Source organism: Oceaniglobus indicus (assembly GCF_002751875.1).
Lineage (GTDB): Bacteria > Pseudomonadota > Alphaproteobacteria > Rhodobacterales > Rhodobacteraceae > Oceaniglobus > Oceaniglobus indicus.
Window position 1 is genome coordinate 219,454 of the sequence record NZ_NMZM01000004.1, and the last position, 18,027, is coordinate 237,480.

The 18,027-nt window shown below is 62.4% G+C and carries 13 protein-coding genes; 10 read left to right on the plus strand and 3 right to left on the minus strand.

The window, feature by feature from the left end; all coding sequences use genetic code 11:
• Positions 1 to 60 precede the first annotated feature (60 nt).
• From CFP68_RS08180 to CFP68_RS18260, 6 genes are all read left to right on the plus strand, one after another.
• Positions 61 to 1,107, plus strand: coding sequence for a carbon-nitrogen hydrolase family protein (locus CFP68_RS08180; RefSeq protein ID WP_099826422.1), 1,047 nt, complete (start codon positions 61 to 63; stop codon positions 1,105 to 1,107).
• Between the two features lie 33 nt (positions 1,108 to 1,140).
• Positions 1,141 to 3,879 (plus strand): aminotransferase class I/II-fold pyridoxal phosphate-dependent enzyme, encoded by a 2,739-nt coding sequence (locus CFP68_RS08185; RefSeq protein ID WP_099826423.1) that lies wholly within the window; start codon positions 1,141 to 1,143, stop codon positions 3,877 to 3,879.
• Positions 3,880 to 3,884: 5 nt separating this feature from the next.
• Positions 3,885 to 5,363, plus strand: a complete 1,479-nt coding sequence (locus CFP68_RS08190) for a biotin carboxylase (RefSeq protein ID WP_277621457.1) — start codon at positions 3,885 to 3,887, stop codon at positions 5,361 to 5,363.
• Between the two features lie 2 nt (positions 5,364 to 5,365).
• Positions 5,366 to 6,337 carry a C45 family autoproteolytic acyltransferase/hydrolase gene (locus CFP68_RS08195; RefSeq protein WP_099826425.1) on the plus strand — a complete coding sequence of 324 codons (972 nt, stop codon included), beginning with the start codon at positions 5,366 to 5,368 and terminating at the stop codon, positions 6,335 to 6,337.
• A gap of 98 nt (positions 6,338 to 6,435) precedes the next feature.
• Complete coding sequence (gene gghA / locus CFP68_RS08200; protein ID WP_099826426.1) at positions 6,436 to 8,805, plus strand: glucosylglycerol hydrolase; 2,370 nt, start codon at positions 6,436 to 6,438, stop codon at positions 8,803 to 8,805.
• Between the two features lie 265 nt (positions 8,806 to 9,070).
• Positions 9,071 to 9,373: a hypothetical protein gene (locus CFP68_RS18260; protein WP_193825217.1), complete on the plus strand. Its 303-nt coding sequence runs from the start codon at positions 9,071 to 9,073 to the stop codon at positions 9,371 to 9,373.
• A gap of 44 nt (positions 9,374 to 9,417) precedes the next feature.
• Here the strand turns inward: CFP68_RS18260 and thrS are convergent, their stop codons facing one another.
• A complete protein-coding gene (gene thrS / locus CFP68_RS08210; RefSeq protein ID WP_099826427.1) occupies positions 9,418 to 11,376 on the minus strand; it encodes a threonine--tRNA ligase in 1,959 nt (652 codons plus the stop codon).
• A 176-nt stretch (positions 11,377 to 11,552) separates the two neighbouring features.
• Between thrS and CFP68_RS08215 the strand changes: the two genes are divergently transcribed.
• Together CFP68_RS08215 and CFP68_RS08220 are read left to right on the plus strand one after the other, a co-directional pair.
• Positions 11,553 to 12,305 carry an alpha/beta fold hydrolase gene (locus CFP68_RS08215; protein WP_099826428.1) on the plus strand — a complete coding sequence of 251 codons (753 nt, stop codon included), beginning with the start codon at positions 11,553 to 11,555 and terminating at the stop codon, positions 12,303 to 12,305.
• A 195-nt stretch (positions 12,306 to 12,500) separates the two neighbouring features.
• Complete coding sequence (locus CFP68_RS08220) at positions 12,501 to 13,235, plus strand: alpha/beta fold hydrolase (protein ID WP_099826429.1); 735 nt, start codon at positions 12,501 to 12,503, stop codon at positions 13,233 to 13,235.
• A 63-nt stretch (positions 13,236 to 13,298) separates the two neighbouring features.
• On the opposite strand, the gene phaZ is transcribed toward CFP68_RS08220, so the two are convergent.
• Positions 13,299 to 14,633: a polyhydroxyalkanoate depolymerase gene (phaZ, locus tag CFP68_RS08225; protein ID WP_099826430.1), complete on the minus strand. Its 1,335-nt coding sequence runs from the start codon at positions 14,631 to 14,633 to the stop codon at positions 13,299 to 13,301.
• Positions 14,634 to 14,755: 122 nt separating this feature from the next.
• Here phaZ and phaC point away from each other — a divergent pair, with 122 nt between their 5' ends.
• Both phaC and CFP68_RS08235 read left to right on the plus strand, forming a co-directional pair.
• A complete protein-coding gene (gene phaC, locus CFP68_RS08230; RefSeq protein WP_099826431.1) occupies positions 14,756 to 16,582 on the plus strand; it encodes a class I poly(R)-hydroxyalkanoic acid synthase in 1,827 nt (608 codons plus the stop codon).
• Between the two features lie 113 nt (positions 16,583 to 16,695).
• Positions 16,696 to 17,148 carry a Phasin gene (locus tag CFP68_RS08235; protein WP_099826432.1) on the plus strand — a complete coding sequence of 151 codons (453 nt, stop codon included), beginning with the start codon at positions 16,696 to 16,698 and terminating at the stop codon, positions 17,146 to 17,148.
• A gap of 253 nt (positions 17,149 to 17,401) precedes the next feature.
• Here CFP68_RS08235 and phaR read toward each other — a convergent pair whose 3' ends face one another.
• The gene (gene phaR / locus CFP68_RS08240; protein ID WP_099826433.1) at positions 17,402 to 17,953 is read right to left on the minus strand and encodes a polyhydroxyalkanoate synthesis repressor PhaR; all 552 of its coding nucleotides are present in this window, start codon (positions 17,951 to 17,953) and stop codon (positions 17,402 to 17,404) included.
• Positions 17,954 to 18,027: the final 74 nt, after the last annotated feature.

Here is an 18,027-nt window from a genome sequence, read left to right on the forward strand (position 1 = left end):
GCGCGCAACCCCATATTGGCGGCGGATCCATCGGTCCGCCGCAGCTCAGGACGAAACACAATGACCCCCTTTGCGATCGCCGGCGTGCAAATGCACGTCCACGCCCTGCATCCCAACGTCGACGGCATGATCCAGCGTCTGGACATCCTGATGGCGCGCTTTCCCTGGACCCAGATGGTCCTGTTTTCCGAGCTTGCGCCGTTTGGCCCGCTCGACAAGTTTTCGCAGCTGCCCGAGAACGAAACGCTGGACCGGTTCTGTGCCGCCGCCCGCAAGCATCGCGTCTGGCTGATCCCCGGATCGATGTTCATGACCGCGCCCGATGGCCAGATCTTCAACACCTCGGTGGTCATCAACCCCGAGGGCGAGATCATCCGTCGGTATGCCAAGATGTTCCCGTTCCGCCCCTACGAGGCCGGGATTGCCGCAGGCACCGAATTCTGCGTCTTCGACGTGCCCGATGTGGGTCGGTTCGGTCTGTCGATCTGCTATGATATCTGGTTCCCCGAAACCACGCGGATGCTGACCTCGATGGGCGCCGAAGTTCTGCTGAACCCGGTTCTTACCGGCACCACCGACCGCGACGCCGAATTGTCCATCGCGCGCGCCACCGCGGCGCAGTTCCAGTGCTATGTCTTTGCCGTGAACGGTCTTGGTGCGGGCGGCGTCGGCAAGTCCATCGTGGTCGATCCGGCCAGCACGATCCTGCACCAGTCGGCAGGGCAGGAGGACATGTTCCCGATCGAGGTCGATCTGTCGATGGTGCGCCGCCAGCGCGAAACCGGCATGAAGGGCCTGGGGCAGGTTCTGAAGTCGTTCCGCGACCGATCGACCGATTTCTCGGTCTATGATCGCACCAGCGGCACCGACGCCTATCTGCACACGCTGGGCCCGCTGGCGATACCACACCAGGGAACGCGCGCCGGCCTGCACGTCGATGTGCCCGCCGACACGATTGCGGGGGCCGGAACCGGCACCGTCGCGCCCGGTTTCGCGGGTGGCACCGTCGTCGGAAGCCCCGGCGAAGCCACGTCGCCGGCGCCCATCGGCACTGTGGCGCCCGGATTTCCGGGCGGCACCATCGTAGGCAAGGGCCCCGGCAAGTAAGGCAACCGCCAAGGTTCAACAGGGAGAAACAGGATGCATTCCGTCAACGACTACTATTCGGCGATCCAGCTGCGATCAGACCGGTGGAGCGCGCTGAGGGATGCCACCGGCGCCCTGTCCCGCGATCCGTCCGCGCGTGACGTCAAGAAGCTGCGCGGGCGGGTCGAGGAGCTGTTCCGCAGCCTTGCGGTGATCGAACCCTATTGGGCGTTTCCCGGCATGTCGGCCTTCGATCACATGCGCCGCCAGTTCGAACACGGCAGCCTTGGCGATCTGGCCTTCGCGACCCAGCGGGTGACCCGCGCGCTGACGACCGGCGCCTATCGCCGCCGTCACATCCCGCTGGACCGCGATCTGAGCGACGCCGACGAAGCGGACGACGAGGCGATGCAATCGCCCGAGGCGCGGGCGATGCTGAAGCCCTATTTCGAGGTGCTGATCGTCGATGACGTGAACGAGCATCAGGAAAAGTGGGTCAAGTCCAACGTCACCCGCATGCGCCGCCCCGAAGATCCGTTCGTCTATGAAGCGGTGGTCGTGCGGTCCATCGAGGATGCGCTGACGGCGGTTCTGTTCAACCACAACATCCAGGCCATCGTGGTGCGCCCCGGCCTGGCCCTGAAATCCAAGCTGGATCACGACATTCTGGCCCGCTTCCTGCTGCGCGCGGGCGGCGCGGAATACATCGATTCGCTGCAACCCGAAAACTATGGCCCCGAGCTGTGCCGGATGATCGCCAAGGTGCGCCCGGAACTGGACGCCTACCTGGTCACCGAACGGTCGGTTGAAGAAATTGCCGGGCTCGATCTGGGGATCTGCCGGCGGGTCTTCTACAATCAGGAAGACTTCATGGAGCTGCACCTGAACATCCTGCGCGGCGTTCAGGCCCGCAACAAGACGCCGTTCTTCACGGCGCTGGTGGAATATTCCAAACAGCCCACCGGCGTCTTTCACGCGATGCCGATCTCGCGCGGCAAGTCGATCACGCGCAGCCACTGGATTCAGGACATGGGTGCGTTTTACGGGCCCAACATCTTTCTGGCCGAAACCTCGGCCACGTCGGGCGGGCTGGATTCGCTTCTGGAACCCCACGGCCCGATCAAGGAGGCGCAGGAGCTTGCCTCGCGCGCGTTCGGATCGAAACAGACATTCTTTGCCACCAACGGCACGTCCACCTGCAACAAGATCGTGGTGCAGGCGCTGATCCGGCCGGGCGACATCGTGCTGGTCGACCGCGACTGCCACAAGTCGCACCATTACGGCATGGTGCTGGCGGGGGCGCAGGTCTGCTATCTCGACAGCTATCCGTTGAACGAATACTCGATGTATGGCGCCGTGCCGCTGCGCGAGATCAAGAAACAGCTTCTGGAACTGAAGGCCGAGGGCAAGCTTGACCGCGTGCGGATGCTGTTGCTGACGAACTGCACCTTCGATGGCCTGGTCTATAACGTCGAACGGGTGATGGAGGAATGCCTGGCCATCAAGCCCGACCTCGTGTTCCTGTGGGACGAGGCATGGTTCGCCTTCGCGCGCTTCAACCCGACCTATCGCGGCCGCACCGCCATGAACGCCGCCAACATGATGCGCCCGCGACTGAAATCGCCCGAGCATGTCGCCGCCTACGAGGCGCAGCAGATCGAGCTTGAGGGCGCGGACACGGAAACGTTGTTGAACACACGGCTGATCCCGTCGCCGGACGCCCGCGTGCGCGCCTATGCCACGCAATCGACACACAAAACGCTGACGTCCCTGCGCCAAGGGTCGATGATTCACGTCAACGACCAGGACTTCAAGGGCGAGGTCGAGGCGTCGTTCCGCGAAGCCTACATGACCCATACGTCGACTTCGCCGAACTATCAGATCATCGCCTCGCTGGATGTGGGGCGACGGCAGGTCGAACTGGAAGGGTTCGAATTCGTGCAGCGCCAGATCGAGGCGGCGATGTCGATGCGCCGGGCGATTTCGGACCACCCGCTTTTGAACAAGTATTTCAAGGTTCTGGCGGCGGGTGACATGATTCCCGAAAACCACCGCGAAAGCGGGGTGCAGTTCTATTACGACAGTGAACTGGGCTGGACCGACATGTGGGAAAGCTGGCAGAAGGATGAATTCGTCCTTGATCCGACCCGTGTGACGCTGGCCGTGGGGGGCACGGGATGGGACGGCGATACGTTCAAGACCCGGATCCTGATGGATAAATACGGCATCCAGATCAACAAGACGTCGCGCAACACGGTGTTGTTCATGACCAACATCGGCACCACGCGCTCGTCCGTCGCCTATCTGATCGAAGTGCTGGTCGAGATCGCCAACGGCCTTGACGATCTGCTGGACGACGCCTCGCTGATGGAACGCAAGGGGTTCGACAAGCGGGTGAAGAACCTGCGCGAGGATCTGCCACCGCTGCCCGATTTCTCGCGGTTTCACGATTCCTTCCGCGCCGACGACAGGACCCCCGAAGGCGACATCCGCTCGGCGTTCTTTCTGGCCTATGACGACAACAACTGCGACTATCTGGAACTCGACGGGTCGCTGAAGGCGGCGATGGACGCGGGACACGAAATCGTCTCGGCCAGCTTCATCATTCCTTATCCGCCCGGCTTTCCGATCCTCGTGCCGGGGCAGGTCATCAGCCACGAGATCCTGGCCTTCATGCGCGCCCTCGACGTGAGCGAGATCCACGGATACCGCCCCGATCTGGGCCTGCGGGTGTTCACGTCCGAGGCGCTGGCCGCCGTTGCGCAGGGGCGTCTTTCGACAGCCGCCGAATAACGAAAATACAGGGAGAAAACACCATGGCCACAACCCAGCTGAACAACATCTCGGAGATCCGGCGGTTCTTTCACCGCAACGAGGATCCGATCTATTTCATCTCGGCGACCAACTTCAACCTGCTTGGCATCGACGAATGGGTGAAGAATTTCAAATACATCTGCTATATCGACTGTTACGGCGGCAAGCATCCGAACGTGTTCTGCCCGTCCGAACAGCCGCACGCCGAGTTCCAGAGCATCGAGGACATCAACAACTACCTGCTTCAGCACAAGGAGGTCATCGACTTCATCAAGCGGCGCGGTGGCAAGCCCAAGTTCGTGTTCCTGATGTTCGACGAGGAGACCGAACGCCTGTCCAAGGAACTGGGCGCCGATGTCTGGTTCCCCAAGGCCAAGCTGCGCCAGGCCATGGACAACAAGATCGAAACCGTCCGCATCGGCAACAAGGCCGGCGTGCCATCGGTGCCCAACACCCTGGCCGAAGTCAAAAGCTATGAGCATCTGCGCGAGATCACCGAGAAGGCCGGGATCGGTCACGATCTGGTGCTGCAATCGGCGTTCGGTGACAGCGGGCACACGACGTTCTTCATCAAGTCCGAAGAGGATTTCCGCCGCCACCAGTCGGAAATCATCGGCGAGGGCGAGATCAAGATCATGAAGCGGATCGACTGCCGCGGATCGGCGATCGAGGCTTGCGCCACCAAGGAAGGCACCATCGTCGGCCCGCTGATGACCGAACTGGTCGGCTTCAAGGAACTGACGCCCTATCGCGGCGGCTGGTGCGGCAACGAAATCCTGTCCACGGCGTTCCCGCCGAAGGTGCGCAACCATGCGCGCGACCTGACCTTCAAGTTCGGTGAACAACTGCGCAAGGAAGGTTATCGCGGATATTTCGAGCTGGACTTCCTGATCGACAAGAAGACTGGCGACCTGTGGCTGGGCGAATTGAACCCGCGCATCACCGGCGCATCGTCGATGACCAACCACGCCGCGTTCGCCCATGCCGATGCGCCGCTGTTCCTGTTCCACCTGCTTGAGTTCTCAAAGAAGAAGTTCAGCTTGGACGTCGACGAATTGAACAACCGCTGGGCCAACCCCGACATGATCGATTCATGGTCGCAGATGGTGATCAAGCACACTGACGACAGCGTCGATATCTGCACCGAGGCGCCGGAAACCGGGATCTACAAGATGCTGGAGGACGGCCGTGTCGTCTATGACCGCTTCGACTATCACCGCCGCGCGGTCGAGTCGGAAAACGAGGCGTTCTTCCTGCGGATCCTGCAACCGGGCGATTACCGCTATGAGGGCGCCGATATCGGCATCCTGGTGACGCGCGGCCGGTCGATGACCAAGAGTTTCGATCTCAACGAACGCGCGAAGAAGTGGATCCATGGCATCAAGCGATCGGTGTCGGGCAAGGCGCTTCCGGTGGCGCAGGCCGGTCCGGCCCTGGCCGATCCGGCGTTCAAGATCATGTAAACATGCTCTGGCGGGCGCTCTCCGAACCGGTGCCCGGCCCGAAATGGGCCGGGCTGTTCCGTGAATATTGGCCGGACTATCACCGTTGGTGGGCGTCCGACGGCGATGCCGCGCGCCCGAAATACACCGAATGCCGACAGGCCATCGCCAGCCACATGCCCGAAATCCTGGGGCTTTATGACCGGTTGTGCGAACTGGCCGGCGGCGGCGATCAGGCGGCGCGCTTCCTGTCGTTCTACAATCCGCCGCCGTATCTTTCGGCCTGTTCCCAGGCCGTGTGGTCGGGGCAGGAACCGGTGCTGGTGCGCAACTATGACTACAACCACAAGGCATTCGATTCATTGACGTTGTCCACGGCCTGGACCGGCCGTCGGGTGATCGGCACCTCGGACGGGTTATGGGGGCTGGTCGACGGGATGAATGATGCCGGCCTTGCTGTTTCGCTGACCTTCGGGGGGCGGCGGATCGTCGGCCAGGGATTCGGTGTGCCGCTGATCCTTCGCTATGTGCTGGAAACCTGCACCACAGCCGCGCAGGCGGGCAAGGTCCTGGCGCGGATCCCGACGCATATGTCCTATAACGTGACCGTGCTGGATGCGGCGCGCAATTACCTGACCGCCTATATGTCGCCCGACCGCGAGACGGCGATCAGCAACGCCGCCGTGGCCACCAACCACCAGGAATCGGTGGAATGGGTCAGCCATGCCCGGTTCACCGCCACGGTCGAACGGGAGCGGTTCCTGCTGCACCGCATGGCGCTGCACCGCGATCCCGAAGACAAGTTCATCAACGCCTTTCTCAAACCGCCGTTGTATTCCACCGCGTTCGATCAGGGGTTCGGCACGCTCTACACCGCCGTCTATCGCCCGCGTCTGGGCCAGATGGAGCTGCGCTGGCCCGGCGTGGTCTGGCCGTTCGGCTTTGCCGACTTCCGCGAAGAAGGGCGCAACGTCCGCTTTCCCGGCGCGGCCTGAGCGCAGTTCTTTGTCCCCGCCGGCCCGGTGGGGGTGGACACCGTGCCACGGCAGCTTAGCTTGGCCCTGACCGACGCGTTGACACCGGAGACCAACCTATGCCCCTGAGCGAGCGGATAAGCCACGACGGCGAAGCGGCCCAGGCTCTTGCAGCCGAGTGCCTTGAGCTGACCACGAGGTCGGAGACGGTGTTTGCCGCCGAACAGCAGATCGCCCGTCGCATGGGCGGACACATCGACGGCGACGTGGCCAGCTTTGCCTTCTGGACGCCGGAGCTCTTGGAAAAGCGGATCCCCGAGGGCGATGTCTATCTCGAAGTGCTGTCATCGCACGAGCCTCTGGACCTGACGCAGATGCACCAGGACGTCACGTTCGAACGGGTTCTGGTGCCGACCGTGCGATACGAATCCCACACCTTTGCCGTGGTGCGCGGGATGATCGCCGGGCGGCGCGACCGGGTCGGCGATTTCTATTCCCTGGTCTGGAAGGACGCCGATGGCCGTTGGCGGCGGATCTTCGATCCGCTGGCGGCATCTCTGCCCTATGGCGCCTTCGCCCCAGCCGAACTCTACGATACCGCGTCGATGCACGCCGGGCGGGCCGACGCCGATTATTACCGCGCGTCGCAGGGGCCCGAGCCGCACAAGTTCGGCCCGACGATGAACATCCTCCAGATCCATGTGCCCACCGCCACGGCAGGCGGCACGCTGGCCAGTCTGACACGCCACTATGAACGCCTGTCCCAGCGGGTGGCCGATGGCCTGCCGCTCGAGCCGGCGGATCAGCTTTTCCTCGGCTACGAGGCGGTTCAGCTTCTGCCGGTCGAACCCACCACCGTCTATGAAACAGGCCCCGGGTTCTGGCAGGAATCCGAGCCCGACGACGCGACGGTGACCGTATCGCTGACCCGGCCCAACACGACCAACTGGGGATACGACATCGTCATATCCGGCATGGCGACGGTGAATCCGATCCTGCTGGAAAGCGGACGACCGGACGAATTGGTGGATTTCGCGGCCGTCCTGCACAACTTTCCCAAACGCAAGAAGAAGCTGATCTTCGACGTGGTGTTCGGACATTCCGACAACCAGGGGCTCGAGGCGCTGAATGCCCACTATTTCGCCGGGCCGAACATGTATGGCCAGAATCTGGATTACCAGAACCCCGCGGTGCGCGCGATCCTGCTGGAGATGCAGCGCCGCAAGGTGAATTTCGGCGCCGATGGCGTGCGCGTGGACGGGGCGCAGGATTTCAAGTTCTGGGATCCCAGCGCCCACAAGCTGAAGCACGACGACGATTACCTGCAAAAGATGGCCGACGTCGAACAACAGGTCTGCGGCACCACCTATCGCCCGTGGTTCATTTTCGAGGATGGCCGCCCCTGGCCCGACGAAGACTGGGAGCTGTCATCGGACTACCGGTCGGTGATCGAGGTTCAGCGCGACGATGACGTGTTCCAGTGGGGGCCACTGACCTTTGCGCACAACACGCCGTTCCTCTATACCTATTGGCTGTCGAAATACTGGCGGCTGTCCGAAATGCTCAGCGTCGGACAGAACTGGATCTCGGGCACCTCGAACCACGATACCCTGCGCCGCGGCACCCAAGTGTCGATCAAGTCGAACGTGAACACGCGGCTGGGCTCGACCCGGATGGAGATCCTCGCGAAGGCCTATGACAACCCCGTGGTCCACGCCCTGACCTATGCGGTCCTGCCCGGCGTGCCGATGGATTTCCTGAACGCCACAGCGCGCGCCAGTTGGGGCTTCATCCGCAATCAGGACGACACCTACGGCGTCAAGGTGGTTGCGGAAGAGGCGATCTCGCTGAAATGGCAGGTCGATGAATATTGCTATTCCGTGCCGTCGAACTTTCATCGACTGAAGGCGCTGGGCTTCGAGACGCGCGAGGATCTGGCCCGGTTCTTCGAATTCCTGCCGGCCTTGGTGGACGTCACGGAATATGATTTGAACGAAATCGCCCGCCTGCTGAACAGGGCAGAACCCGAACTGGCCGGCCCGCACCCCTATACGGTCGAAAAACTCAAGACCTGCGCGCGTGCGTGGATGGACGACATGCACGAATATTGCAACGTCGCCGGGCATTTCTCGCAACTGGCACCGGCGCAGACCTCGTTCTGCCTCGATCTGCGGAACTTCCGCCGCGATCGGCCATGGCTGCGCGATGCCTTCAGGAAAGGCGACCACTTCGATTACATGACACCAATCGACGGGCGCACCCTGTTCCGGTCGTTGCGCACCGGCCCGGACGGCGAACAGATCTTCGCCCTTCTGCACATGGAGGGCAAACCCACAAACGAGATGGATCCGCTCGCCTTCGAGATTCCCGGGTTTGATGGCGAGGGCTGGGCGCTGGCGCTCAAAACGCCAGGGATCGATCCCGGCTATGAAGGTGGCCCCATCACGTTGCAGGACAGCCAGGGCCTGATCTTCACCCGTCAGCAATGAACCCGTGGAACGGGTGGGATATGAGTATTTGGATCAGTGAGAGATCAGGTTTTTTCTTGCCTCAAATACTCAAAATCCTGCCCGTCCACCGGGAGATGCCGGTGCGGGGAGCTGTCGAAATGATCAAAAGATCTATCTGCGGGGCCGCAAACCAACCGCTGACGCGGCGCGGAAATTGACCGCGCGAAATCAGGCGGCTAGGCTGGTGGCCGGGGCGATTATCCTGTCGGGATATCCGGGCCCGTCAAACCATAAGGGGGGATTCATGGGAACCGGACGATATCTGAGATCAGGACTGGCGGCAGTGATGCTGGCGGCACCCACGGTGGCCGCCGCCGGCGGGCCGCCCCTTTACCCCTACGCTGCGTCGGCGAACTACTGTCCGCCGGGGCTTCAGCCGGTCACGATTGATGGCACGATCTGCTGTGGCGTGCCGAACCAGCACATTACCTATCAGCAGGCGATGCAGCATCCGGTCAAACGCAAGGTGCACAAGGTGCGCCGGGTGCATCGGGAATATATCCCGACCCAGAAGGGCATCCCGACCGGCAAGGGTTTGGGCGACTGACGTGAAAAGACCCGCACGGGATGCGGGTCTTTTCGTCTTGTGGATCAGCGGTCGGCGTCTCGCAGGTCGGGCGGCAGCGCCTCTTGACGCAGTTCGTCGATCGCGGCGTCCAATGACAGCGTGCGCGACTGCTTCTGGCCCAGGCGGCGCATGGAGACCGTGCGTTCCTCGACCTCGCGCGCACCGATGGCCAGGATCACCGGCACCTTGCCCAGTGAGTGTTCGCGCACCTTGTAGTTGATCTTCTCGTTGCGGATGTCGGTTTCGGCCCGCACGCCGACGGCCCGCAGGGCGGCCGCGACCTCGTGGGTGAAGTCATCGGCGTCCGACACGATCGAGGCGACAACCACCTGGCGGGGCGCCAGCCAGAAGGGCAGGCGGCCGGCGAAGTTCTCGATCAGGATGCCGATGAACCGTTCGAAACTGCCAAGGATGGCGCGGTGCAGCATGAAGGGCCGGTGTTTGGCCGAATCCGCACCGATATAGGTCGCATCCAGCCGCTCGGGCAGGTTCGGGTCGACCTGGAACGTGCCGCACTGCCACTGGCGCCCGATGGCGTCGGTCAGCTTGAAATCCAGCTTGGGACCATAGAACGCGCCTTCGCCGGGATCGATCTCATAGGGGGTGCCGGTGGCCTTGATCGCGTTCTCCAGCGCGGCCTCGACGTAATCCCAGGATTCCTCGGATCCCACCCGCTTTTCCGGTCGGGTCGACAGTTTGATGTCGAAGGTTTCGAACCCCAGATCCTTGTAGACCGATGCCAGCAGGGTGATGAACTTGGCCGTCTCGGCCTCGATCTGTTCCTCGGTGCAGAAGATATGCGCGTCGTCCTGGGTGAAACCGCGCACCCGCATCAGGCCGTGCAGCGCGCCCGAGGGTTCGTATCGGTTGCACGCGCCGAATTCGGCCATGCGCAGCGGCAGGTCGCGGTATGATTTCAGACCCTGGTTGAAAACCTGGACGTGACAGGGACAGTTCATCGGCTTCAGCGCGTTGATCGCCTTTTGCTGGGCGTGCTCTTCCTCGACCTCGACGATGAACATGTGTTCCTGGTAATTGTCCCAATGACCACTTTCGACCCAAAGCTTGCGGTCGACAACCTGGGGGGTGTTCACCTCGACATAGCCGTCGCCATATTGGCGTCGGCGCATGTAGTCCTGAAGTTGCGTATAGATCCGCCAGCCGTTGGGGTGCCAGAAGACGCGGCCCGGCGCTTCCTCCTGAAAGTGGAACAGGTCCATTTCACGGCCCAGCTTGCGGTGATCGCGCAGCGCCGCCTCTTCCAGCATCGTCAGATGGGCCTTCAGGTCCTGACGGTTGCGGAACGCAACGCCGTAAATCCGCTGCAGCATCGGACGCGACGAATCGCCCAGCCAATAGGCGCCCGCGACGTTCATCAGCTTGAACCCGTCAGCAGGCACCTGACCGGTATGTTGCAGGTGCGGGCCGCGGCACAGATCCTGCCAGTCGCCGTGCCAATACATCCGCAACGGCTCATCACCCGGAATGCGGTCGATCAGTTCGATCTTGAACGGCTCTCCGGCGGCCTCGTAATGGGCCTTGGCGCGGTCGCGATCCCAGATTTCGGTGCGCACGGGATCGCGGGCGTTGATGATCTCTTTCATCGTCGCCTCGATCCGGCCCAGGTCTTCGGGGGTGAAGGGTTCTGCGCGGTCGAAGTCGTAGAACCAGCCATTGTCGCGCACCGGGCCGATCGTGACCTTCACGTCCGGCCAGATCTGCTGGACCGCGCGGGCCATGATGTGGGCCAGGTCGTGGCGGATCAGCTCGAGCGCCGGAGCGTCGTCGGCCATGGTGTTGATTGCAATCGCGGAATCAGTCTCGATGGGCCAGGCCAGATCCCAGTGCGCCCCGTTCACGGTGGCCGAGATCGCCTTCTTGCCCAGCGAGGTCGAGATGGATTTGGCCACCTCGGCGGCGGTCACGCCTGCGTCGAAATCGCGCGAATTGCCATCGGGGAAGGTCAGGGAAATCTGTGTCATCGCACATGATCCTCGTCGGTTTGGCGCCTACGAAGCGCCCGGTTGCGGGTTGATGGCGTCGGGGTAGGGCGCGTGGCCGGGGGTGTCAAGCGTTTGGCGCCGTGGATCACGGTGGGTGGTTTTCCTGTGGCGCGCGATGTCCTATCACGCGAACGGATCAGCAGACGGAGCACACCATGGTCGATTTTCTGCAAACCGACAGCGGACGGCGCATCGCCTATCACCGCAGCGCAGGCGCGGGGCCGGGGGTCGTGTTCCTGGGCGGATTCAAGTCCGACATGGAGGGCACGAAGGCCGTGCATCTCGAGGCATGGGCACGGGCCAACGGGCGCGCCTTTCTGCGGTTCGACTATTCCGGCCACGGCCAGTCGTCGGGTGCGTTCGAGGATGGCGCCATCGGTGACTGGGCGACCGACGCCAAGGCGGCCATCGCGGGATTGACAGACGGGCCACAGGTTCTGGTGGGGTCGTCCATGGGCGGCTGGATTGCGTGCCTAGTGGCGCGTGACATGCCGCAAAGGGTTGCCGGGCTGGTCGGTATCGCCGCGGCGCCGGATTTTACGGAAGACAGCATGTGGGCCGGGTTTTCGGACGCTCAGAAGGCCGCGTTGTCGGACACCGGGCGCGTCGAACTGCCGTCGGAATATGCCGACAGCCCCTATGTCATCACCCGCCGCCTGATCGAGGACGGACGCGAAAACCTGGTGTTGCGCACGCCACTGGCGGTGTCGCGTCCCGTGCGTCTTTTGCAGGGCACGGCTGATGTGGATGTGGACGTCTCGGTGGCCTTGCGCCTGTTGGATCATATCGATGCGGCCGATGCGCGACTGACCCTCGTGAAAGGCGCCGACCACCGTTTTTCGTCGCCCGAATGCCTGTCGCTGATCGAGACGGCGATTGCCGAGGTGATCGCGGCGACTGACGCCTGATTGTTGGATATTTGCTGTTATCGCGTTCTGAAACGCCTCGAGATCGGCCATAATGTCGTGATATGATATGAGCCATAACATGCCGGTGACGGGATCGTGGGTTGTGCGGGGGGATGTCCGCACTTACCCTTGGGGGATTGAACCATCGGTCAGATGGCTTGCACCCCTTCTTCCTTCATCTGGACGGCGCGCCCCATGGCACATCAGACCGAACCTCTGGTTCTTCTTCCCGGGTTCATGTCCGACATGCGGATCTGGGGCGCCCAGATCGAGGCGATGTCGGCGATGCATACCTTGCATCTGGCCAATTGGGGCGCGGCCGACAGTGTCGAGGACATGGCCGATGCCGTCCTTCTGACCGCGCCACCCCGGTTCGCGCTGGCCGGTCATTCCCTGGGTGGCATGGTCGCCATGGAAATTTTCCGTCGGGCGCCTGAACGGGTGTCACGACTGGCCCTGATTTCAACGAATTGCCTGTCCGAGACACCCCCCGCCGCGGCGGAACGCGAGGTGCGGATGGTGCAGGCCAAGGCCGGTCGCCTGGCCGAGGCCCTGGCGGGCGAGATTCCCGAGCGTGCGCTGGCGGATACCCCCTATCGCGGGGACGTCGCGGCGTTTCTGCGGGCGATGGGGGTTGAACTGGGCGCCGAGACCTATCTGCGCCAGGCGCGCGCCCTGCAACGCCGGCCCGACCAGCAGCGCATCATGCGCCAGATTAAGGTGCCGGTCCTGGTCTGTTGTGGCGCCGAAGACGGGTTGCACCTTCCGCGGCGGCACGAATTCATGGCCGGCCTGGTGCCGCGCGCCGATCTCGTCGTGATCGAAGGGGCGGGGCACCTGCCGATGATCGAAGCCTCGGCCGATCTGACCGCGACGCTGGAGCGGTGGATGACGCGCGTTCCCGACACTTACCTGTTGCGTCAAAGGTGATGCGCCCCGGCTGACCGGCCCAACCCCGGAAGGGGCAGGCCGGTTCATGCCGTTGTGGGCGTCTCAGACGGCGGTGTGGGCGTCGTCGGCCTCGGGGGCCACCGGCGCCTCGGGGGTGCCGCGCACGGATTTGCGTTGTGCCAGGGCGCGTGTGGTCTGGGCGGTTTCAAAGCTGTTGGCGTCGATGAAGTCCAGAACCAGCGGCCGGATATTGTTGCGCCAGCTTTTGCCGGCGAAGATGCCGTAATGGCCGGCACCGGGTTCCAGGTGGCGCGCCTTCTTGCTGTCGGGCAGACCAGTCAACAGATCCAGCGCCGCGACGCATTGGCCCGGCGCGCTGATATCATCCTTCTCACCCTCGACGGTCTTGACCGCGACGGTCGTGATCTTGCCCAGATCGACCGGCTTGCCATCGACGACAAACTCGTTTTTCGCGATCTCGCCCCGTTTGAACACGCGTTCGACGGTCGACAGATAGAATTCCGCCGGCATGTCCATGACCGCGAGGTATTCGTCGTAGAACTTGTTGTGCCGGTCGAAATCGCCGGCCTGCCCCTGTGCGGTGCGCATGATCTGGTCAACGAAGGCCTGAACGTGCGTCTCGAGGTTCATCGAGATGAACGAGGTCAGCTGCAACAGGCCCGGATACACCATGCGCCCGGCGCCGGCGTGGTTGAAGCCGACGCGCTGAATCACGAACTTTTCCAACTGTCCCATGGTCACGCGGCGGCCGAAATCGGTGACGTCGGTGTCCGCGGCATCGGGGTCGATCGGACCGCCGATCAAGGTCAGGCTGCTGGGCTGGGCGTCGGGGTCCTCTTCGGCCAGCAGGGCGGTCGCGGCCAGGGCCAGCGGCGCGGGCTGACAGACGGCGATCACATGGGTATCGGGGCCCATGTGACGCATGAAATCGGCCAGATAGCGGGTGTAGTCCTCGACGTCGAACTTGCCCTGGCTGACCGGGATGTCGCGGGCATTGTGCCAGTCGGTGACCCAGACGTCGGCATCGGGCAGCAGCGAAACGACGGTCGAGCGTACCAGCGTCGCATAATGCCCCGACATCGGCGCGACCAGCAGGATGCGCCGCGTGCGCGGCGGACGGTTCGACACGTCGAAACGGATCAGATCCCCGAACGGGCGCTTGAGCTCGACATTGACGGTCACGACCTGATCGCGCCCGTCGAGGCCCAGCATCGAATGGATGCCCCAGTCGGGCTTGGTCGTCATGCGTGCGAAACTGCGTTCGGTCACATCACCCCAGGCAGCCATCATTCCGAACATGGGGTGCGGGATCAGGCCGGTGGACGGGATTCGCCCGATGGCCGATGCGGTTGCGCCCAACCACTGGTTCGTGTTCCGCATGGTCTCCATCAAGTCGTAGGTCGCCATATAACGCATCGTGACTCCTGTACCGGGTATCCCGGCGAATAATCATCGCTTTGCCCCAAGGCGTGGAAAACGCTATGCTGGGGGAAACGTGCGAATGCTGCTGCGCAGCGAAATAGGGCGGAACAGGTCACATGACAACAAAAGAATCCGGTGAAACCTTCGATACTGCCGCTACGTCCGAATTGATGAACCGGAATTTGGCCAAGGTCGAGGCCCTTTCTGCCCGTCTTGTCGCGGCGCTGTCGGACAAGCGTCAGGTGCCCAAAAGCCTTCAGGGCCCCGGCGATGACCTGATCCACAAGACCGCAACCGCCTATATGACCGAGATGATCGCGAACCCGGCCAAGATGATGGAACACCAGGTGTCCTATTGGTCCAAGGCCATGAAACATTACATCGAAGCGCACCAGACGCTGGCCCAGGGCAAGCTGGCGCCGCCACCCGATACGGGGCCCAGCGACCGGCGGTTCAAGAACCCGCTGTGGGACACCAACCCCTATTTCAACTATATCAAGCAGCAATACCTGATCTCGTCCGAGGCGATATCAGGCGCCCTGAACGAACTCGACGGGCTGGATGAACGCGACCGCAAGCGTGTGAGATATTTCACACAGCAGATCGTGGACATGTTCAGCCCGACGAATTTCCTGGCCACCAATCCCGATGCGCTGGCCAAGGCGGTCGAAACCGAAGGCCAGAGCCTGGTCGACGGCCTGGAAAACCTTGTGCGGGATATCGAGGCGTCCGAGGGCGAGCTTTTGGTCAGCCTTGCCGACAAGAAGGCGTTCACGGTCGGCGAGAATATCGCCACGACCGAAGGATCGGTCGTCTTTCGCAACGAATTGTTCGAGCTGATCCAATACGCGCCGAAGACCGAAAAGGTGCGCAAGACGCCGCTGCTGATCTTTCCGCCGTGGATCAACAAGTTCTACATTCTCGATCTGAAACCGCAGAATTCGCTGATCAACTGGATTGTCGAACAGGGATATACCCTGTTCGTCGTCTCATGGGTGAATCCCGATGCCTCCTTCGCCGACACCGGCCTGGAGGATTACATCGAGAAGGGTTATCTGACCGCCATCGATCAGGTCAAAACGATCTGCGCGGTCGACCGCATCAACGTCGTCGGATACTGCATCGCCGGCACCACGCTGTCGCTGACGCTCAGCCTGTTGGACAAGCGGGGCGATCCTTCGGTCAATTCCGCCACCTTCTTCACCACGCTCACCGATTTCACCGATCAGGGCGAGGTCGGGGTGTTCCTGAACGACGATTTCGTCGATGGATTGGAGCGGGAGGTGACGCAGAAGGGCATTCTCGAATCCTTCTACATGGCGCGCACGTTCTCATACCTGCGCAGCAACGACCTGATCTATCAGCCGGCTATTCGCAGCTACATGATGGGCGAGGCTCCACCGGCCTTCGATCTGTTGTACTGGAACGGCGATGGCACGAACCTGCCGGCGAAAATGGCGATGCAATACCTGCGCGGCCTCTGTCAGCGCAACGAATTCGCCACGGGCGGTTTCGATCTGCTAGGTGAAACCCTGCATATTTCCGACGTCAAGGTGCCGCTCTGCGCCATTGCCTGCGAGACGGATCACATCGCCGCCTGGACGTCGAGCTATGACGGAATCAAGTCCATGGGCAGTCGGTCGAAGACATTCATCCTGTCGCAATCCGGCCATATCGCCGGCATCGTCAATCCGCCGAGCAAGAAGAAATACGGCCATTACACCAACACCGCCTGGCCCCAGGACCCTGCCGACTGGCAGGCGGCTGCCACGTTCCACGAAGGGTCGTGGTGGCCCCGGTGGGAGGCTTGGCTGAAAAAGAAGTCCGGCACCCTGGTCGCGGCACGCACCCCGGGCGACGGCGGCGATGGCGTGCTGGCGCCGGCGCCGGGCACCTATGTGGTGGCAGCGCCCGAGGCACGCACCGGCCCTGCGGTGACCTAGCGGAACTTTTTTTGCTGCAGCGCAGAATAACACTTGAAATGCTGCGGTGCGGCATGCATATACGCTCCATGAACAACGCGGGGTGCGCCCTGCAAAAGGCTAGGAGCATTACCATGGCTACGAAGACCCAAGACTACACCAAGACCATGCAGGACATGATGTCGGCGTTCCCGATGGACATGAGCGCGTTCCAGGACAGCTTCAAATCCTACACGGCGTTCGGCGAAAAGATGTCGCAGGTCGCGCTGGAAGCTGCCGAAAAGTCGACCGAAGTCTCGACCGCCTGGACCAAGGGCACCATCGCCAAGATGAGCGACGTCTCCAAGTCGAAAGCCGAGCCGGCCGACTACCAGAAGTCGATCTCGGATTTCGCGTCGGCCCAGGCCGAGATGACCAGCGAATCGATGGCCGCCTTCGCCGAGATCGCGAAGAAGGTCCAGATGGAAACCGTCGAGATCATGATGGCCGCCGGCAAGGACGCCGGTCAGGAAATGTCCGCCGCCGCCAAGAAGGCCAGCGACGACATGACCGCCGCCGCCAAGAAAGCGACCGCAACCGCCAAGTAAGGCGCGAACGGATGATGCATCGCCACCACCCTGCCACTTCGACGGCAGGGTGGGTCGGCTGCACCATCATCGTGTTTGGTGACAGATCTTCGATGGTTCTTTCCCGCAGGACGCAACAGGTCTGCGACGTGGAAACACCGACAGTCAAACACTTGGGCGGCGATATCATCGCCGCCCATTTTGCGTTTGCCGCAGGCGTCGGCCGTCGCGAACCTCGTGTGCAGGTCCGGCCGCTGCCGACGCACCGCGGCTTCTACTTTCCAAGCTTGCTCAGCTTTTCCTGCATCTCGGCCAATTGGGCGCGGATGTCGCGCAATTCATCCTTGTCGGCGGATGCCTCGTTTTCGGTGTCATCCGGATCCGGCGTCTGGGGGATCATGCCGCCGGTCATGGCCTGGATGAATGCCCTTTGCTGCGCGCGCATTGCCTCGTAACCGGGCATGGCCGACATCGGGTTCATCACGTTTTCCATGACCTTGGACTGGCGGTCGCGCAGCATGTCGAAACTCATCGCCAGGAACTGCGGCACCACTGATTGCGCCTGGCTGGTATAGCTGCGGACCAGATCGGTCAGCACGCCCAGCGGCAGCACGTTTTCTCCCCGGCTCTCATGCTCGGCGATGATCTGAAGCAGGTATTGGCGCGTCAGATCGTCGCCGGACTTCAGATCGATGATCTGCACCTCGCGCCCGGCGCGAATGAAGCGGGCGATATCCTCGAGCGTGACGTAATCGCTGGTCTCGGTGTTATACAGACGGCGGCTGGCATACCGCTTTATCAGCAACGGCGAGGTGTTATCGGCCAATGGACTCTCCGTATTTTGCGGTGCGGCACGGCGAGGGTATGGCAGTGCCGCAGAAAAAGAAAGGGCGGGCACGC

Excerpts from the sequence above, each read along its gene's own strand:
- CFP68_RS08180 (WP_099826422.1), top strand. The coding sequence starts at position 61 with ATGACCCCCTTTGCGATCGCCGGCGTGCAAATGCACGTCCACGCCCTG.
- CFP68_RS08185 (WP_099826423.1), top strand. The coding sequence starts at position 1,141 with ATGCATTCCGTCAACGACTACTATTCGGCGATCCAGCTGCGATCAGAC.
- CFP68_RS08195 (WP_099826425.1), top strand. The coding sequence starts at position 5,366 with ATGCTCTGGCGGGCGCTCTCCGAACCGGTGCCCGGCCCGAAATGGGCC.
- gghA (WP_099826426.1), top strand. The coding sequence starts at position 6,436 with ATGCCCCTGAGCGAGCGGATAAGCCACGACGGCGAAGCGGCCCAGGCT.
- CFP68_RS18260 (WP_193825217.1), top strand. The coding sequence starts at position 9,071 with ATGGGAACCGGACGATATCTGAGATCAGGACTGGCGGCAGTGATGCTG.
- thrS (WP_099826427.1), bottom strand. The coding sequence starts at position 11,376 with ATGACACAGATTTCCCTGACCTTCCCCGATGGCAATTCGCGCGATTTC.
- CFP68_RS08215 (WP_099826428.1), top strand. The coding sequence starts at position 11,553 with ATGGTCGATTTTCTGCAAACCGACAGCGGACGGCGCATCGCCTATCAC.
- CFP68_RS08220 (WP_099826429.1), top strand. The coding sequence starts at position 12,501 with ATGGCACATCAGACCGAACCTCTGGTTCTTCTTCCCGGGTTCATGTCC.
- phaZ (WP_099826430.1), bottom strand. The coding sequence starts at position 14,633 with ATGCGTTATATGGCGACCTACGACTTGATGGAGACCATGCGGAACACG.
- phaC (WP_099826431.1), top strand. The coding sequence starts at position 14,756 with ATGACAACAAAAGAATCCGGTGAAACCTTCGATACTGCCGCTACGTCC.
- CFP68_RS08235 (WP_099826432.1), top strand. The coding sequence starts at position 16,696 with ATGGCTACGAAGACCCAAGACTACACCAAGACCATGCAGGACATGATG.